A 16,213-nucleotide genomic window follows, 5' to 3' on the forward strand; every position below is an offset into this window, starting at 1 on the left:
CAGAATGAATGCGTGGTGTCAACGGCCGGTTCGCGACGAGGCCCCGACGGGTGCGACGATCTCGGGATGTCCGAGACCCCGCGGCGCAGCTATGCCGGGCGCAGCGCCGACGAGCGTCGGCTGCAGCGTCGCACCCGGCTGCTCGACACCGCGGTGGCGGCAATGGCCGAGAACGGCTGGCGGACCATGACGGTCGACAAGCTGTGCGCGGCCGCCGGCCTGAACAAGCGTTACTTCTACGAAAATTTCACCGACCTCGACGAAGTGGCCAATGGCGCGGTGGACGGGATCGCCGCCGAGGTGCGAGACACCACCCTGGCGGCGGTGGCCGAGGCGTTGACCGAGCCGCTGGAGCGGCAAGCACACGTCGCAGTCGAGGCGGTGGTCCGCACGCTGACCGCCGACTCGCAAAAGGCCCGGGTGCTACTCGGCTCGGTATCGAGTTCGGCTGCGGTGCAACAGCATCGCGACAGTGTCATGACCGGGCTGACAGCTGTCCTCATCGGTCACGCCCGGACCGTGCATGACGTCGAATTGGAATCCGACCCGCTCGCCCGCGTCGCTCCGGCCTTCATCATCGGCGGCACGGCGGATGCGATCCTGGCGTTCGTCAACGGCACCACCGAGGTCAGTGTCGAGGACCTGATCGACAGCCTGGCCACGTTGTGGTTGATCACCGGTAACGGCGCAGCCGACGTGGCGCGCGCCCGCCATCACGGCAAGGCGTAATCCATCGGCGGGCCCTGCGGACCCGTGGCGTCGCGGTGCACGACGGTAGTGGCCACCTTGTCCCCACCCCGCGCGACGCCGATGATCGAGACCTCATCATTGACCGCGAAGGCGCCCGCCGTCCCGCCGATCTGGCTGCCGGCCGGGGTGATCCCGTGGGTCTGCCCGTCGACCAGGAAGGTCCGGGCGACGCCATCGGCGCCCAGCGCGGTCAGCGAGGTCGGCGAGACCGCGATGAGCCGGCCCTCCTGCGTCACCGGCTGCACGGCGCTGACCGCCGGCGCCGGCGCCGATTGCTGAGTGGGTGCCGGGTCGGTCGTACCGACCATGTTCATCACCAGCGCGGTGACCACCGCAGCGAACGCGACGGCGAAGGAGATCGTCAAGCTGATCGTCGTGCTGTGCGACATCCGCCGCGCGTGCTTTCCGCTTCGCATCTCGTTGACCTCCATCTCGTTGACGGCGGGTTACCCGGAGCCGCGTCGGGAGTAAACGCGCCCCGGCGGGGTAGTCCTGCGCCATGGCAAAGATCGGATACTTCCTCTCGAGCGAGCAGTTCACCCCCAAGCAGCTGATTGACCAGGCCAAACGGGCCGAAGACGCGGGGTTTGAGGCACTGTGGATCTCGGATCACTTTCATCCGTGGAACGACGAACAGGGTCAGAGTCCGTTCGTTTGGGGCATCATCGGTGCGCTGTCGGAGGCCACCTCACTGCCGGTGTCGACCGCGGTGACCTGCCCGACCATGCGGATCCATCCCGCGATCATCGCCCAGGCCGCCGCGACCGCCGCGGTGCAGTTGGACGGAAAGTTCGTGCTCGGCGTCGGTAGTGGCGAGGCGCTCAACGAGCACATTCTCGGCGACCCGTGGCCGTCGGTCGGGGTCCGGCTGGAGATGCTCGAAGAGTCCATCGACGTCATCCGGCTGCTGCTCGGCGGTGACGAGGTGAGCCACCACGGTGTGCATTACGAGGTGCAGGAGGCGCGCATCTATACCCGCCCGGAACAGCCGCTGCCGATCTACGTCTCCGGATTCGGGCCGCAGGCCGCCGAACTGGCCGGCCGCATCGGCGACGGTTATGTCCTGGTCACGCCGGAGGCCGACCTGGTGAAGACGTTCCGCGAGTCCGGGGGCGGGGACAAGCCGGTGCAGGCCGGAACCAAGGTGTGCTGGGACAACGATGCCGATGCTGCCGTCGACACCGCCCACCGGATCTGGGGCAACCAGGGCCTACCTGGTCAGACCTCGCAGATCCTGCCGCGGCCAAAGGATTTCGCCGCGCTGCAGCAGCTGGTACCGAAACAGGACATCGCCGACTCCGTTGCGTGCGGACCGAACCCGGACAAGCATGCCGCGCAGGTGCGCGAGTACGTGGAGGCCGATATCGATGAGGTGTATGTCTCGCAGATGGGCCCGGACATGGACGGCTTCTTCACCGCCTGGCAGCGCGACGTCCTTCCGCAGCTGCGCTGACCGGTGTCCGCCGACCTGGCCCACCGCCTGCTCGATGTCAAACGGATCTATCTGGAACCGGACATCGATCGGTTTCCGCGTGCCCAACAGGTACTCGATCGGTTCGCCGGTGCCGAACTGATCGAAGTGCCCTCACACCAGTCGATTCCGGGCCTCTACGGCAACGCGGGCAACGTCGAGGACTGGGTCAACATCAAACGCGAAGTGCTGGTGCTCGCCGAGAAGAAGAGTCTGTCGGCCCGCCGCAACGAACGCTCCAGTGACTGGATCGCGCCGTCCACCGCCAATGGCTGTGCGATGGCGTGCTCCTACTGCTACGTGCCGCGGCGCAAGGGTTACGCCAATCCGGTCACGGTGTTCGCCAACATCGAGAAAATCATCGGTTACCTGAAACGGCATGCCGCCCGTCAAGGCCCCAAAACCATTCCCAATCAATGCGATCCGTCGCGCTGGGTGTACGACATCGGGGAGAACAACGACTGTTCGGTCGACGCGCTGGTCTCGGACAATGTGCGTGACCTCGTGGCGCTGTTCACCCGTACACCCAATGCGAAGGCCAGCTTCGCCACCAAGCTGGTCAACCGCGACCTGCTCGGCTACGACCCACGCGGCGGAACCCGGATCCGCTTCAGCCTGATGCCCGCCGAGACCTCCAAGCTGGTCGACATCCGCACCTCCCGGATCGCCGACCGGATCGCGGCCATCGACGACTTCGTCGACGCCGGCTACGAGGTCCACCTGAACTTCAGTCCGGTGGTGGTGCACGAGAACTGGCTGGCCGACTGGTCGGAACTGCTCGAGCAGATCGCGGACAACACCAACGACCGCACCAAGGCCCAACTCGCCGCCGAGGTGATCTTTCTGACGCACAACGAGGCACTGCACGAGGTGAACATGGGCTGGCACCCCAAGGCCGAAGACCTGCTCTGGCGGCCCGACCTGCAGCAACTCAAGCGCAGCCAGAACGGCCAGTGGAATGTCCGCTACAAGACGACGTGGAAGAGTCGGTGGGTGGCACAGTTGACCGATCTGGTGGCCGAGAAGCTGCCGACGTGCCGGATCCGGTACGCGTTCTGAGGTCGATTCTCAGCCGGTCGGCGGCATCTGCTCGCCGACCCCGATCGTGATCCTTGGCGATGCGGCGGGATCGAGCCACTGCAGCAGCGCGCGCATGTCATCGCGGGCGACGGCGATGCAGCCCCAGGTGGGCTCGCCGTCGGTGACATGCAGGAAGATGCCCGCCGATCGGCCGGGAATGCGGGCGGGGTTGTGGTCGACCAGGACCGCGTAGTCGTACATCACGCCCGACCGCCCCAGATTTTCGGCGTCTTCGGACGGGATGGTGGGTGACCGCACGAGCGTGTTGTAGGTCGGGGAGTCGACATCCTCGTCCCACCAGTCCTGGTCGTCGACGCGGGTGTACGGCAGGGCGGTCCCCGGATTGGGCTCACGGCCGAACGCCATCCCGAGGGGGAAGGTGCCGACCGGGGTGCGGAACACATCATCCTGCGGTTCACCCACACCCAGTTCGCCGAGATCGGCCGGGATCGGCCCGAGAACCTGCTGCCAGTCGCGGCCGACCATCTCGTAGGCCGTCAGCGTGCCGACCGGTGAGTCGGCCCGGGGTGCCTGCACCACGATCAGCTGCGACTGCACGGGTTGAGCCGACGCGGGCGGTGAGGCCAGCGCGCCCAGCAGCACGACCGCCGTGCAGGCCATCAAGCGCCCGAATCCCTTCGACATGCGTGCTGTCCTCCCGTCGATGCGTCGACCCCATTGTGCGCGTCCGGCCGGATAGCTTTGCACCCATGCCGGAATCTGGGCCGACCCGCAGCGCCGCCGTCATACCGGACGCCGACGGCTGGTTTCTGCGCCGGGGGCTGCCGTCGGCGCTGCCGGTGAGCTCCCGACTGCGTGGCGTCGTGCCACGGTCGGCACCCGCCCTCGTCGCCTGGGCGGTGCTGATGGTCATGAGCCTGGTGGCGACCATCGCCTCCGGCGACCGGGATATCGACATCGACGACGACCCGACGGCATCTCAATGGGTGGCCCTGATCGTGCTCGGATGCATCCCGATCGCGATGGCGCTGGCCGGACAAGCGGCCGGGCGGATCCGCAGCCCCGGCGCCCGGTGGACCGCATCGACCGTCGCGGTCGCGGTCGGCCTCACCTCCGATTGGTTCGGCGACGACGCCGCCGGCCTGCTGCAGGACACCGTCGTCGATCTGTCGGTCGTCGCCGCCATCCTGATCGCCACCGCAACCGGTGTGGGGTCGGTACTGGGATGGTCGGCACGGGTGGCGCTGCACCAGTTGCGCTCGGCAGGCCGACTGATCATCCGCACCCTGCCGGTGGTGTTGCTGACGGTGCTCGTCTTCTTCAACTCCCTGGTCTGGACCATCGCCACGGACCTCGATGTGCCCCGGATGAGCCTGCTGCTCGGCTTCCTGGCTGCGATAGCGGTGGGATTCCTGATCTCCGGCATCCGCGATCTGTTGCCCGCTCCGGACCTCCCCGCGGCACACCACGGTCTGGTGGGTACCCCCTTCGAAGGGCTGCCGCAGAACGTCGAAACCACCCCGCTGCGGCGCGGTGAGCGCGCCAATCTGCTTCTGGTGGCGACCATCTCACAGGTGACCCAGATGGTGATCCTCGCCGCTGTGACGGGCGCGGTGTTCTTCACGATGGGCCTGATCGTGCTGAATCCCGCTGTCTCGGACAAGCTGACCGGCGGAGCCGCGGCGCAGAGCGTCTGGTTCGACATCACGTTGCCGGTGTCGGTGGCGCACCTGCACGTCACGGCGTTCCTCACCGCGCTCACCTTCATGTACGTCAGCGCGCGCGCAGTCGGCGACGGCGAGTACCGCCGTGAGTTCCTCGACCCGCTGCTGGCCGATATGGAGGTGGCCATCGCCGCCAGGCATCGTTATCAGGCCGCGCGGCATCGCGATCTGCGCACCGCACGCTGACAGTCCCGGGTCGAGAATCGATTTCCCGGCCCGCGTGGTCGCGCCTACTCTGGGTAGTCGCACTAAATAAGTGCGGCAATCCAGGGAGTGTGAATTGAGTACCGGGCCCATCGTGGGTAGTGAACGGCAGTCGACGGCCCCGCCGAGCGCGGGCGTCATCATCGCGCTGCTGGTGTTCTCCGCCTTCGTCATGATTCTCAACGAGACCATCATGAGCGTCGCGCTGCCGGTGCTGATCGTGGATCTGGACATCGCGGCGCGCACCGCCCAATGGTTGACCAGTGGCTTCCTGCTGACCATGGCCGTGGTCATCCCGATGTCCGGCTCCCTGCTGCAACGCTTTCCGGTGCGCACCATCTTCGTGGCCGCCATGTCGCTGTTCAGCGGCGGCACGCTGATCTCGGCGTTGGCCCCCGGCTTCCCGGTACTGCTGACCGGTCGCATCGTGCAGGCCTGCGGTACCGCGGTGATGGTGCCACTGTTGATGACCACGGTGATGAAACTGATCCCGGCCGAACGGCGCGGACAGACGATGGGCACCATCTCGATCGTCATCGCGGTCGCCCCGGCGGTGGGACCGACCCTGTCGGGCTTCATCCTCGGATCGCTGAACTGGCGGTGGACGTTCTGGATCGTGCTGCCCATCGCTCTGCTCGCCTTCGCGGCGGGGGTGGTGTGGCTGCGGGTGGCCGATGAGCGCGAGCAACCCACCCCGATCGACGCCGTATCGGTGCCGCTGTCGGCCCTCGCGTTCGCCGGTCTGGTGTTCGGCCTATCGGAACTGGGCGGTCACGGTGGGCAGGGTGTGCCGGCGTGGATTCCGCTGACGGTGGGCGCGGTCGCGATGGTCGCCTTCGGCGCGCGGCAGCTGCAATTGCAGCGTGTTCAGCGGGCGTTCCTGGATCTGAGCCCCTTCACCTACCGGCGATTTGCGGTGTCGGTGGGCCTGGTGGTCATCGGATTCATGGGTCTGTTCGGCGCCATCATCATGATCCCGCTGTATGTGCAGGATGTGCTGGGGCAGAGCGCGCTGATCGCCGGGCTGACGAGCCTGCCGGGCGGGTTGTTGATGGGGGTGGCGGGCCCGCTGGTCGGTCGGGTGTATGACCGGCACGGCGCCCGCCGGCTCGTGGTGCCGGGCTCGGTCATGCTGTTCCTCGCGCTGTGCGGCTTCGCGATGTTGTCGGCGTCCACGCCGATCTGGGAACTCGTTGTGCTGCAGACGATCATGATGGTCGGGCTGGCCATGATGTTCACGCCGTTGATGACCGACGCGCTCGGGGTGCTACCGGACCGGTTGTACTCGCACGGCAGCGCCATCATGACCACCCTGCAGCAGGTCGCGGGCGCGGCCGGCACTGCGCTGTTCGTGACCGTGATGGCCAAGGCGTCCGCATCCGGTGGCGCACCGGACATGCCGGGGGTGCACGCGGCGTTCGTCGCGGCGGCCGCCATCGGTGCGGTCGCGGTGATCGCGGCGTTCTTCACCGCATCGGAACCGAGCCCGGCGGGCGGTACACCGGTGCACTGACGGATGGTGCGGTGGCGATCAGCGCCCGGAATGCCCGGTGCGCGCGAGAATCAGCTCCGCCACGGCATCCACGACGTTGCGGGTCTGCGGATCGTCGGCCGCCTCGTACCGGTCCTCGTCGGGGACGTACCGGGCACCCGCGATCGACCCGTGGTCGGCCGGTAGTTCGATGACCTCGGCGGGCCAGCCGATCACCCGCAGCTCGGCCGCGAACTCGATGGAGGCCGACGCGGGTACGACGTCATCGGCGTCGCCGGTGAGCAGCGTGAACGGTGTGGGTGTCGCTCCGGCGGGTGCGCCGGACTGCACCACACCACCGGAGATGGGGTCGTCGGCCCAGAATGCTCCGCTCAGGCAGACCGTATGCGTCACAGCGATGTTCAGCTCCGACGCGCGCAGGGTCAGCCCCGCGGCGGCGACACCGCCCAGCGACCAGCCGATGATGACCAGACCGGCGCCGGAGGCCTGCTGCTGTGCGAACGTGGCCGAGGCCAGCAGGTCCGATCGGCCGCCGTCGGGAGCATGGGAGTCCCAGTCCGGGGCGATCACGGCGAGGCCGCGGTCGGCCAGCGCCTGAGCCAGGATCTGGACGGCGGCGCGCGAGTCGGTCTGCGTGCCGTGCCACAACAACGCGGTGGCCGGGCCCGGGGTGCCGTAGATGTCGGCCGGCCGGCCCGGGGCGTACTCGGCGGTGCGCATCGACTCGCTCACGAGTGCGGGGTGGGGCTCTGGCTGGACTCCCACTTGGATTCCAGTGCACGCCGCGCCGGTGTCCCGGCAGCCAGCTCGAGTTGGAACGTCTCACCGTCATCGGCCTCGAAGGTGACCAGGTAGCCGGCGTCCACCTCTTCCTTGTGCACCACCTTGTGCGCGCCCGCGCGGTTGTCCAGCGAGACGATGTCGCCGGGTGCCGCGTCGTCGATGATGCCGTCGGTCGGTGTGTCAGCCATGCTGGCGTGGTAGCCCGAAAGCAGCCGCGTTAAACCCGCGCGCTTGCCGATCAGGTGAATCCACCTTTAAGGTTTCGGCTTACCGAAACCTGGGAATCGAGTCGGCGAAATGGGAAATGGTGCGATGCGTGGTTCATGGAGTCTCCGCGGTGCGGCGGCCCTGGCCGTGGCCGTCCTGACCGCGGCCTGCGCCCCCGGGACCGACTCGTCCTCGACGGACCGGCCGACCGTGCTGACCACCTTCACCGTGCTCGCCGACATCGCGGCCAATGTCGCCGGTGACCACCTGACGGTCGAGTCCATCACCAAACCGGGCGCGGAAATCCACGGCTACGAGCCCACCCCCGGCGATGTCAAGAAGGCCGCCCGGGCCGATCTGATCCTGGACAACGGCCTGAACCTGGAGGCGTGGTTCGCCCAGTTCGTCGACGGGCTCGACGTTCCGCACGTGGTGGTCAGCGCGGGCGTCACCCCGGTGGACATCGTCGACGACGCCTACGCCGGGATGCCCAACCCACACGCCTGGATGTCCCCGCTCAACGTCCAGATCTACGCCGACAACATGGCGGCGGCGTTCGCGGAACTGGATCCCGCGCATGCCGAGGACTACAAGCGCAATGCCGCCGACTACCGCGGCCGGCTCCAGCAGGTACACGACGACCTGGTCGCCGAACTCGACGCGCTGCCGCCCGACGAGCGTGCACTGGTCACCTGCGAGGGCGCCTTCTCCTATCTGGCGCGCGACGCGGGTCTGACCGAGAAGTACATCTGGGCGGTCAACGCCGAGCAGCAGGCCACCCCGCAGCAGATCGCCTCGACCATCGACTTCGTCGAGACCAACAGGGTGCCCGCGGTGTTCTGCGAGTCCACCGTGTCCGACGCACCCATGCAGCGTGTCGTGGAAGCGACCGGCGCCGACTTCGGCGGCGTGCTCTACGTCGATTCGTTGTCCGCGGCAGACGGTCCGGTACCGACCTATCTCGACCTCATCCGCCACGATGCCGACACCATCGCCACCGCCCTGACCGCCAAGCGGGTCCCGTGAGCACTCCGGCCCTGCAGGTGGATTCGGTCACCGTGCACTACGGACAGGTGCCTGCGTTGCAGGAGGCGTCCGTGACGATCGACCCGGGTCGGATCTGTGGGCTGGTCGGCATGAACGGCTCCGGTAAGTCGACGCTGTTCAAGGCGATCATGGGTCTGGTTCGCCCGGACAGCGGGGCGGTGCGGATCAACGGGACCGATCCGGCGCGGGCCCGGCGGGCCGGCGTGGTGGGGTACATGCCGCAGAGCGAGGACATCGACTGGGCGTTCCCGCTGTCGGTGTACGACGTCGTGCTGACCGGCCGGTACGGCCGGATGGGTCCGGTACGCCGCGCGCGCCCGGCGGACAAGCGGGCGGTGGAGCAGGCGCTGGAACGGGTCGACCTTGCCGACTACCGCCACCGGCAGATCGGGCAGCTGTCCGGAGGGCAGCGCAAACGGGCGTTCCTGGCCCGCTGCATCGCCCAGGAGGCCGAATTGCTGTTGCTGGACGAACCTTTCGCCGGTGTCGACACCCGCAGCGAGGCGACCATCAGCGCGTTGCTGCGCGAGTTCGCCGACAGCGGGGCGACCATCCTGGTGTCCACCCACGACCTGCGCGCACTTCCCGATCTGGCCGATGAGGCTGTCCTGCTGATGCGCACGGTCCTGATGCACGACCGTCCCGACGTGGTGCTGCAACCACAGAACCTGGCCCGCGCCTTCGGCCTCGACGTGCTGGACGCGGGTGAGCGGTGAACATCGTGGAGTTCCTGCTCGAACCGATGCGCCTCGAGTTCATGGTGCGCGCGACCGCAACCACCCTTATTGCCTCGGTCGTGTGCGCCACGCTGTCCTGCTGGCTCGTGCTGATCGGATGGTCACTGATGGGTGATGCCGTCTCGCATGCGGTGCTGCCGGGGGTGGTGCTGGCCTACATCGTCGGCGCCCCGTTCGCGTTGGGCGCCATCGTCTTCGGGTTCGCTGCGGTCGCTCTCATCGGTGTCGTTCGAAATACCAGTCGGACCAAGGAGGACGCGGCCATCGGCGTGGTCTTCACGACGCTGTTCGCGCTCGGTCTGGTGCTGATATCGGTCACCCCGAGCCAGATCGACCTGAACCACATCATCTTCGGCAATCTGCTCGGGGTGTCCCGGGCGGACCTGCTACAGGTGGCGGTGCTCGGCGCCGTCGTGTTGGCGGTGCTGATCGTCAAACGCCGCGACTTCACCCTGTACGCCTTCGATCCCAGTCACGCGCACGCCATCGGCATCAATCCCCGGCTGCTCAGCGCCGCCCTGCTCGGCCTGCTCGCCCTGACCGCGGTGGTGGCGTTGCAGGCCGTCGGGGTGGTGCTGGTGGTCGCGCTGCTGATCACCCCGGGCGCCACGGCCTACCTGTTGACCGACCGGTTCGCCCAGATGCTGGTCATCGCCCCGGCCATCGCGTCCGGCAGCGCCCTGGTGGGCCTGTACACCAGCTACTACCTGGACACCGCGTCGGGACCGATGGTGGTGCTCGCCAACGGGATCGCGTTCACCGTTGCCTACCTGTTCGGTCCCCGCCACGGACTGCTCGCCACCCGGCTCCACCGGGCCCGGGCCTGAGACCGCGGGTCCTCAACCGCTCGTCGGGACGCCGAACGCGAGCACCGCGACGTCGTCGTCGACGCCGCCGGCAAGTTCGGACAGCAGAGCACCGACGGCGTCGATGACGGTCACCGGGTCGGCCGGGGCGAGCCGGCGGGCGAACCGCAGCAGGGTCTTGCCGTCGTCGTCGTAGCGTTCCTGGCCGGGTCCCACCCGCGCCTCGGGTAGGCCGTCGGTGTAGAGCACCAGGGTGTCGCCGGGGCCGAGATGCATTCGGGCACTCAGGAAGTGCGGATTCTCGATCATGCCGACGGCCTGACCGCCCTGCGTGTCGGCGAAATAGGCGTTTCCGTCGCCGGTCAGCAGCAACGGCGGTGGATGCCCGGCACTGGCCAGCTCGACGTCGAAGCCGTCACCGCGGCGCACCAGATTGCCGTAGACCACGGTGCACATCCGGTGCACGGGGACACCCAACCGCTGCTGCAGGACGGCGTTGAGGTTGTGCAGCACCTGCAGCGGATCGTCGTCGAACACCGCTGCCGATCGCAGCACGTAGCGGGTGAGTCCGGTGATGACCGCGGCGTCGACCCCCTTGCCCGAGACATCACCGAGAAAGAACCCCCAGGTGTCGGTCGACAACGGAAAGAGGTCGTAGAAGTCGCCGCCGACGTCCTCCGCAGCGGCGGCGTGGTAGTGATCGGCGGCTTCGAGCCCGGGCGGCGGTGAGAGCAAGGGGGGTCGCAGGGAGCGGCTCAGGGTGTCGGCGAAAGCCCTGGCCCGTTCCCGTTCCTGCTCGGCGCGCCGCCGCTGCTCGAGCAGTTCGCGTTCGTATGCCCGCCGGTCGGAGGCGTCCACCGCGGTCACGCGCCACGTCTCGGGGCTCTCCTCCGACGCGGCTCTGACATTGGCGGTCAAGAACATCGGCAACTTCGAACCGTCCGCGGCGCGGACATCGACGGTGACCCCGTCCAGGGTGCCAGTCATCCGCAGGATCGGCGCGAAGTGCGTCTCGTAGTGGATGCGCCCGCCCACGGTGAGCAGTTCGGCGAAGGACTTGTCTCGCAGATACTCCGCCGGATGGCCGGTCCACGTCACGAAGGTGGCGTTGGCCGCCACGATCCGCCCTTGATCGGTGAGGATCAGATGCCCCGAAGGCGAGTTGTCCCAGAAGTCCGCGTGGTCCGGTTCGGTCATGTCGGCCCGGCGAACGCCGCGATGGCCGATGCCGTGGCATCCGGATCGCTGACGTGCGGGCAGTGACCGATCGCGTCGAGGGTGACCAGTTCACTGTCGGGCACGTGCGCATGCACGTAGGCGCCCACCTCGCGTGGCGCGATCGCGTCCTGCGAGCATTCGACCACCAGCGTGGGGACCGGGACGTCGGCCAGGTCGGCGCGGTTGTCGCCGAGGAAGGTCGCCCGGGCGAACACCCGGGCCCGGTCCGGGTCGGTGCGGCAGAACGTCGCCTCCAACTCGGCGTGCAGGTCCGGGCGATCCGGGTTGCCCATGATGACCGGTGCCATGGCGTGCGACCACCCGAGGTAGTTCGCGTCCATCGATTCCAGCAGTTCCTCGATATCGGCCCGCGAGAACCCACCCCGGTAGTCGCCGTCGTCGATATAACGCGGTGACGGCGTGACCATGACGAGCTTGGCGAACCGCTCCGGCTCGGCGGTGATGGCCAGCGCGCCGATCATGGCGGCCACCGAGTGCCCGACGAAGGTCACCTCGCGCAGATCCAGCTCGCGCACGATATCGAGGACGTCCTCGGCGTAGCCGGCCAGCGTCGAGTACTTCTCGACCTCCCACGCGGCGGGATCGGAGGCCCCGGCACCGACATGATCCATCAGCACGATCCGGAACCGGTCGCCCAACCGCTCGGCGACCGGTCGCCAGAGGTTCTGGTCGCAGCCGAAACCGTGCGCCAACAGCAGCACCGGCGCACCCTCGGCGCCGAGCTGGTTGACGTTGTTCCTGACGCGCGCGTCCATGATCGCTCAGCATAGGGCGCGCGCCTGGGGTCAGTCGGTGACCTGTTGGAAGACGGTGACCGACCGCGCGGCGAGCTTGCGCGCGGCGCCGGCCGGGACAGCCTCCTCGGTGACCTCGGGGGCGGCTGCGGTGTCGATGACCGGTACCCAGGCTTCGCCGAACTCGGCGGGGGGCAGCGTGAACTCCAGCGGTTCATGGTGGCCGTTGAAGCAGATCACGAACGAGTCGTCGGTGACGCGCTGGCCGCGCGGATCCAGGTCGGGGATGCCGTTGCCGTTCAGGAAGACGGCCACCGACTTCCCGAATCCGGTGTCCCAGTCCTCATCGTTCATCTCCGAGCCGTCGGGGCGGAACCAGGAGATGTCCGGCACCCCCACCGAACCGCGTTGTCGCACCGGCCGGCCATTGAAGAACCGGCGTCGCCGGAACACCGGGTGCTCGGCGCGCAGGGCGGCCAGCTTGGCGGTGAAGTCGAGCAGGTTCTGGTCGGCGTCGGCCCAGTTGATCCAGGTGATCTCGTTGTCCTGGCAGTAGCCGTTGTTGTTGCCGCCCTGGGTGCGGCCGAGTTCGTCGCCGTGGCAGATCATCGGCACACCCTGGGACAGCAACAGCGTGGTCAGGAAGTTGCGCTCCTGCTGGGCGCGCAGCGCCAGGATCTCCGGGTCGTCGGTGGGACCCTCCACCCCGCAGTTCCACGAACGGTTGTGACTCTCGCCGTCGTTGTTGTCCTCGCCGTTGGCCTCGTTGTGTTTCTCGTTGTAGGACACCAGGTCGCGCAGCGTGAATCCGTCGTGGGCGATGACGAAGTTGATCGATGCGACCGGCCGGCGAGCGGTGTGCTCGTAGAGGTCGGCGGAGCCGGTGAGCCGGGACGCGAACTCGCCAAGGCTGGCGTCCTCGCCGCGCCAGAAGTCGCGCACCGTGTCGCGGTACTTGCCGTTCCACTCCGTCCACTGCGGCGGGAAGTTGCCCACCTGGTAGCCGCCGGGCCCGACATCCCACGGTTCGGCGATCAGCTTCACCTGGCTCACCGTGGGATCCTGCTGGACCAGTTCGAAGAAGGTCGACAGCTTGTCGACGTCGTAGAACTCGCGGGCCAGCGTGGAGGCCAGGTCGAACCGGAACCCGTCGACGTGCATCTCGGTCACCCAGTACCGCAGCGAATCCATGATCAGCTGCAGCGAGTGGGGGTGCCCGACGTTGAGGCTGTTGCCGGTGCCGGTGTAGTCCATGTAGTAGCGCTTGTCATCGTCGACCAGCCGGTAGTAGGCGGCATTGTCGATACCCCGCATCGACAACGTCGGGCCCATGTGATTGCCCTCGGCGGTGTGGTTGTAGACGACGTCGAGGATGACCTCGATCCCGGCCTCGTGCAGGGTGCGCACCATCGCCTTGAACTCCTGGACCTGCCCGCCCGGGGTGGAACTGCTCGAATACTTCGAGTCGGGGGCGAAGAAGCCGATGGTGTTGTAGCCCCAGTAGTTGGACAACCCCTTGTCGATCAGGGTGGAGTCGTTGGCGAAGTGGTGCACCGGCATCAACTCGATGGCGGTCACCCCGAGGGACTGCAGATGCTCGATGATCGCCGGGTGGCCGATCGCGGCATAGGTGCCGCGGATCGCGTCGGGGATGTCCGGGTGCGTTTCGGTCAGACCCTTGACGTGGGCCTCGTAGATGAAGCTGTCGGCGTACTCGCGCTGCGGTGGGCGGTCCACACCCCAGTCGAAGTACGGGTTGACGACCACCGACTTGGGCATGCTGGCCGCGGAGTCGTCGTCGTTGCGGCTCTCCGGTTCGCCGAAGTTGTACCCGAACAGCGACTGATCCCAGTGGAAGTTGCCGTCGATGGCCTTGGCGTAGGGGTCGAGCAGCAGCTTGTTCGGGTTGCACCGGTGCCCGGCATCCGGATCGTTGGGTCCGTGCACCCGGTAGCCGTAGCGCTGTCCGGGTTCGATGGCCGGCAGGAATCCATGCCAGATGAAGCCGTCGACCTCGGGCAGCCGGTAGCGGGTCTCGTTGCCGTCGGCGTCGAACAGGCACAGCTCGACCTTCTCGGCGACCTCGCTGAACAGCGCGAAGTTGGTGCCGGAACCGTCGTAGGTGGCACCCAGCGGATAGGCCTTGCCCGGCCACACCTCCTGGGTCGGGTCGGACGGCGTCGGGTGGGGCGTTTCCGGCATGTGCTTCCTTCTCTGGCTGACAGGTCGCGCAGTTCGGCGTCGGCGACGAACACGGTGCGTTCTTATCGGTGTGTCGGTGTACCCGCTCAGCCCCGTCCCTACGCTGCGAATTGGGTCACTCGTCGGCCGCCGGTCCAGACCGGCCCGGGGCCACCCGCTGCAGCCACGCCAGCGTCGGCGGACCTACCCGCGGCAACGCGGACTCGGCGATGATCCAGTGCGGTAGTCCCGGATGGTCGTGGCGCTCGGCGCCATATCTGGCGGCCAGCCGGCGCGACATCCACGGCGCGACGTTGCGGTCCGCCCCGGCCACGAGCACCAGCACCGGGCAGGTGACCGCGGCCGCCTTGACCCGCATGATCGGTGAGCCCAGCGACATGGTGCGGAACACCCGGCCCGAGTCGCGGACGAGGCGGGGAATCAGGGCCTCCTGCTCGGCGGTGGGCAGGGTGCGCAGCGGCACCGCCCGCATGGTGGAGGCCGACGGCCGGAAGGCACGCCCGGCCAGGATCGCCGGCAGCACCGGGAACAGGTGCGGTAGGGATCGCAGCTGGGGCCACAGCACCCCGGGCGGGACGGCGGCGAGCAGCACCACCGCGACGCAGTCCCGGGCGGCGGCAACCTTCTGCGCGACGAGGCCGCCGAAGCTGTGCCCGATCACGATCGCCGGTTCCCCGATCTGGTCATAGGCGCGCAGCGCGACCGCGATGCATTCGGCGACACCGGTGTGTTCCAGGACATCGTCATCGCTGGGGTCGCGGCCCGGGAACGCCGGAACATGCACGTCGTAGCCCGACTCGCGCAGGAACCGGGCCCACGGCCCGATCAGCTCGGGGCTACCGAATACGCCGTGCAGCAACAGGATTGGGGGCTTCCGGGATGCGCTCATGCGGCAATCATCGGCGCCGCGGTGCGGCCCGGCAATTACCTGCCGGGTAAGTGGTCAGTGCCCGAGGGCTGAACGGTCGTGTGCTTGCCGAGCGTGCACTCAGATCGAACGAAGCACCGGCAGGACGATCTGCATGCACCGTCGATGGTATTTCTAGGACAGGGCCATCCAGACGCCCAGCGCCACCATCACCACGGCGATGACGATGTCGAGAACCCGCCACGTCGCCGGGTTGGCGAACAGTCCGGCCAGCTTCCGAGCGCCCAGGCCCAATCCGGTGAACCACAGCGCGCTCGCCGCAACTGCGCCGGCGCCGAACAGCCAGCGCTGATCGTCGTGCTCATTGGCCAGCGAGCCGAGCAGCACCACGGTGTCCAGGTAGACGTGCGGGTTCAACCAGGTCAGCGCGGCCGCGGTGAGCAGCACCTCGACCAGCCTCGCCGGGGCCTCTGCGGCCGGGGTCAGTGCGCTCGGCCGTAGCGCGCGGCGGGCGGCCAGCGCGCCGTACCCGATGAGGAACGCCGCCCCGCCGAGTTTGACGACGGTGACCGCGGTGGGGTGAGCGGTGATGATCGCCCCGACCCCTGCGATGCCCGCGGCGATCAGGATCAGGTCCGAGACCGTACAGAGCGCGATCACCGGGACCACGTGCTCACCGCGGATACCCTGACGCAGTACGAACGCGTTCTGCGCGCCGATCGCGGCGATGAGCGCCATGGTGGTCAGAAAGCCGATGAACAGCGGTGATGCCATGGGAACGACCCTAGAACGCTGCGCTGATCAAGTACAGCTAAGGATTCTTACGTCGGATTAGCAGTACTAATGTCGCGGTAGCGGGTCGTCGGCCGGCAGATCACTGCGCTCGGTCCGTCGCGGACCGATCGACC

Annotated in this window: 17 protein-coding genes; 8 read left to right on the forward strand and 9 right to left on the reverse strand. The window is 67.9% G+C overall.

The window, feature by feature from the left end:
• Positions 1-66: 66 nt before the first annotated feature.
• Positions 67-729, forward strand: coding sequence for a TetR/AcrR family transcriptional regulator (locus BST17_RS06355; RefSeq protein WP_083056262.1), 663 nt, complete (start codon positions 67-69; stop codon positions 727-729).
• Here BST17_RS06355 and BST17_RS06360 read toward each other — a convergent pair.
• Positions 714-1,166, reverse strand: coding sequence for a hypothetical protein (locus BST17_RS06360; protein WP_133053514.1), 453 nt, complete (start codon positions 1,164-1,166; stop codon positions 714-716). The two genes, BST17_RS06355 and BST17_RS06360, sit on opposite strands and share 16 nt — an antisense overlap.
• A gap of 83 nt (positions 1,167-1,249) precedes the next feature.
• On the opposite strand from BST17_RS06360, the gene BST17_RS06365 reads away from it, so the two are divergent.
• Together BST17_RS06365 and BST17_RS06370 are read left to right on the forward strand one after the other, a co-directional pair.
• Positions 1,250-2,203 carry a TIGR03557 family F420-dependent LLM class oxidoreductase gene (locus BST17_RS06365; RefSeq protein WP_083056267.1) on the forward strand — a complete coding sequence of 318 codons (954 nt, stop codon included), beginning with the start codon at positions 1,250-1,252 and terminating at the stop codon, positions 2,201-2,203.
• 3 nt (positions 2,204-2,206) lie between these two features.
• A complete protein-coding gene (locus BST17_RS06370) occupies positions 2,207-3,280 on the forward strand; it encodes a spore photoproduct lyase family protein (protein WP_083056269.1) in 1,074 nt (357 codons plus the stop codon).
• Between the two features lie 9 nt (positions 3,281-3,289).
• Here the strand turns inward: BST17_RS06370 and BST17_RS06375 are convergent, their stop codons facing one another.
• On the reverse strand, positions 3,290-3,946 hold the full coding sequence (locus BST17_RS06375; RefSeq protein ID WP_083056271.1) for a L,D-transpeptidase family protein: 657 nt from the start codon (positions 3,944-3,946) through the stop codon (positions 3,290-3,292).
• Positions 3,947-4,011: 65 nt separating this feature from the next.
• Here BST17_RS06375 and BST17_RS06380 point away from each other — a divergent pair, with 65 nt between their 5' ends.
• Both BST17_RS06380 and BST17_RS06385 read left to right on the forward strand, forming a co-directional pair.
• Entirely contained in the window at positions 4,012-5,172 is a 1,161-nt protein-coding gene (locus tag BST17_RS06380; protein ID WP_083056273.1) for a hypothetical protein, read from the forward strand.
• A 94-nt stretch (positions 5,173-5,266) separates the two neighbouring features.
• Entirely contained in the window at positions 5,267-6,703 is a 1,437-nt protein-coding gene (locus tag BST17_RS06385; RefSeq protein ID WP_234807561.1) for a DHA2 family efflux MFS transporter permease subunit, read from the forward strand.
• Positions 6,704-6,721: 18 nt separating this feature from the next.
• Here the strand turns inward: BST17_RS06385 and BST17_RS06390 are convergent, their stop codons facing one another.
• On the reverse strand, positions 6,722-7,402 hold the full coding sequence (locus BST17_RS06390; protein ID WP_083056586.1) for an alpha/beta hydrolase family protein: 681 nt from the start codon (positions 7,400-7,402) through the stop codon (positions 6,722-6,724).
• Positions 7,403-7,410: 8 nt separating this feature from the next.
• Positions 7,411-7,653, reverse strand: a complete 243-nt coding sequence (locus tag BST17_RS06395) for a hypothetical protein (protein ID WP_083056277.1) — start codon at positions 7,651-7,653, stop codon at positions 7,411-7,413.
• 124 nt (positions 7,654-7,777) lie between these two features.
• On the opposite strand from BST17_RS06395, the gene BST17_RS06400 reads away from it, so the two are divergent.
• From BST17_RS06400 to BST17_RS06410, 3 genes are read left to right on the forward strand one after another with little or no spacing between them, the layout of a single operon-like run.
• The gene (locus BST17_RS06400) at positions 7,778-8,698 is read left to right on the forward strand and encodes a metal ABC transporter substrate-binding protein (RefSeq protein WP_165762224.1); all 921 of its coding nucleotides are present in this window, start codon (positions 7,778-7,780) and stop codon (positions 8,696-8,698) included.
• A complete protein-coding gene (locus BST17_RS06405) occupies positions 8,695-9,435 on the forward strand; it encodes a metal ABC transporter ATP-binding protein (protein ID WP_083056281.1) in 741 nt (246 codons plus the stop codon). Before BST17_RS06400 ends, BST17_RS06405 begins: the two co-directional genes overlap by 4 nt.
• A 26-nt stretch (positions 9,436-9,461) precedes the next feature.
• The gene (locus BST17_RS06410; protein ID WP_407937737.1) at positions 9,462-10,283 is read left to right on the forward strand and encodes a metal ABC transporter permease; all 822 of its coding nucleotides are present in this window, start codon (positions 9,462-9,464) and stop codon (positions 10,281-10,283) included.
• 12 nt (positions 10,284-10,295) lie between these two features.
• Here BST17_RS06410 and BST17_RS06415 read toward each other — a convergent pair whose 3' ends face one another.
• The 5 genes from BST17_RS06415 to lysE all read right to left on the reverse strand — a co-directional run bounded on the left by BST17_RS06415 (position 10,296) and on the right by lysE (position 16,079).
• Positions 10,296-11,459 (reverse strand): SpoIIE family protein phosphatase, encoded by a 1,164-nt coding sequence (locus BST17_RS06415; protein WP_083056285.1) that lies wholly within the window; start codon positions 11,457-11,459, stop codon positions 10,296-10,298.
• A complete protein-coding gene (locus tag BST17_RS06420; protein ID WP_083056287.1) occupies positions 11,456-12,256 on the reverse strand; it encodes an alpha/beta fold hydrolase in 801 nt (266 codons plus the stop codon). The genes BST17_RS06415 and BST17_RS06420 overlap by 4 nt, the downstream gene beginning before the upstream one ends.
• A gap of 30 nt (positions 12,257-12,286) precedes the next feature.
• Positions 12,287-14,437 (reverse strand): glycogen debranching protein GlgX, encoded by a 2,151-nt coding sequence (gene glgX, locus BST17_RS06425; protein ID WP_083056289.1) that lies wholly within the window; start codon positions 14,435-14,437, stop codon positions 12,287-12,289.
• Between the two features lie 115 nt (positions 14,438-14,552).
• Complete coding sequence (locus BST17_RS06430; RefSeq protein ID WP_083056291.1) at positions 14,553-15,326, reverse strand: alpha/beta hydrolase; 774 nt, start codon at positions 15,324-15,326, stop codon at positions 14,553-14,555.
• Positions 15,327-15,479: 153 nt separating this feature from the next.
• Positions 15,480-16,079 (reverse strand): L-lysine exporter, encoded by a 600-nt coding sequence (gene lysE, locus BST17_RS06435; RefSeq protein WP_083056293.1) that lies wholly within the window; start codon positions 16,077-16,079, stop codon positions 15,480-15,482.
• Between the last annotated feature and the right edge of the window lie 134 nt (positions 16,080-16,213).

Source organism: Mycolicibacterium bacteremicum (assembly GCF_002086115.1).
Classification (GTDB): domain Bacteria; phylum Actinomycetota; class Actinomycetes; order Mycobacteriales; family Mycobacteriaceae; genus Mycobacterium; species Mycobacterium bacteremicum.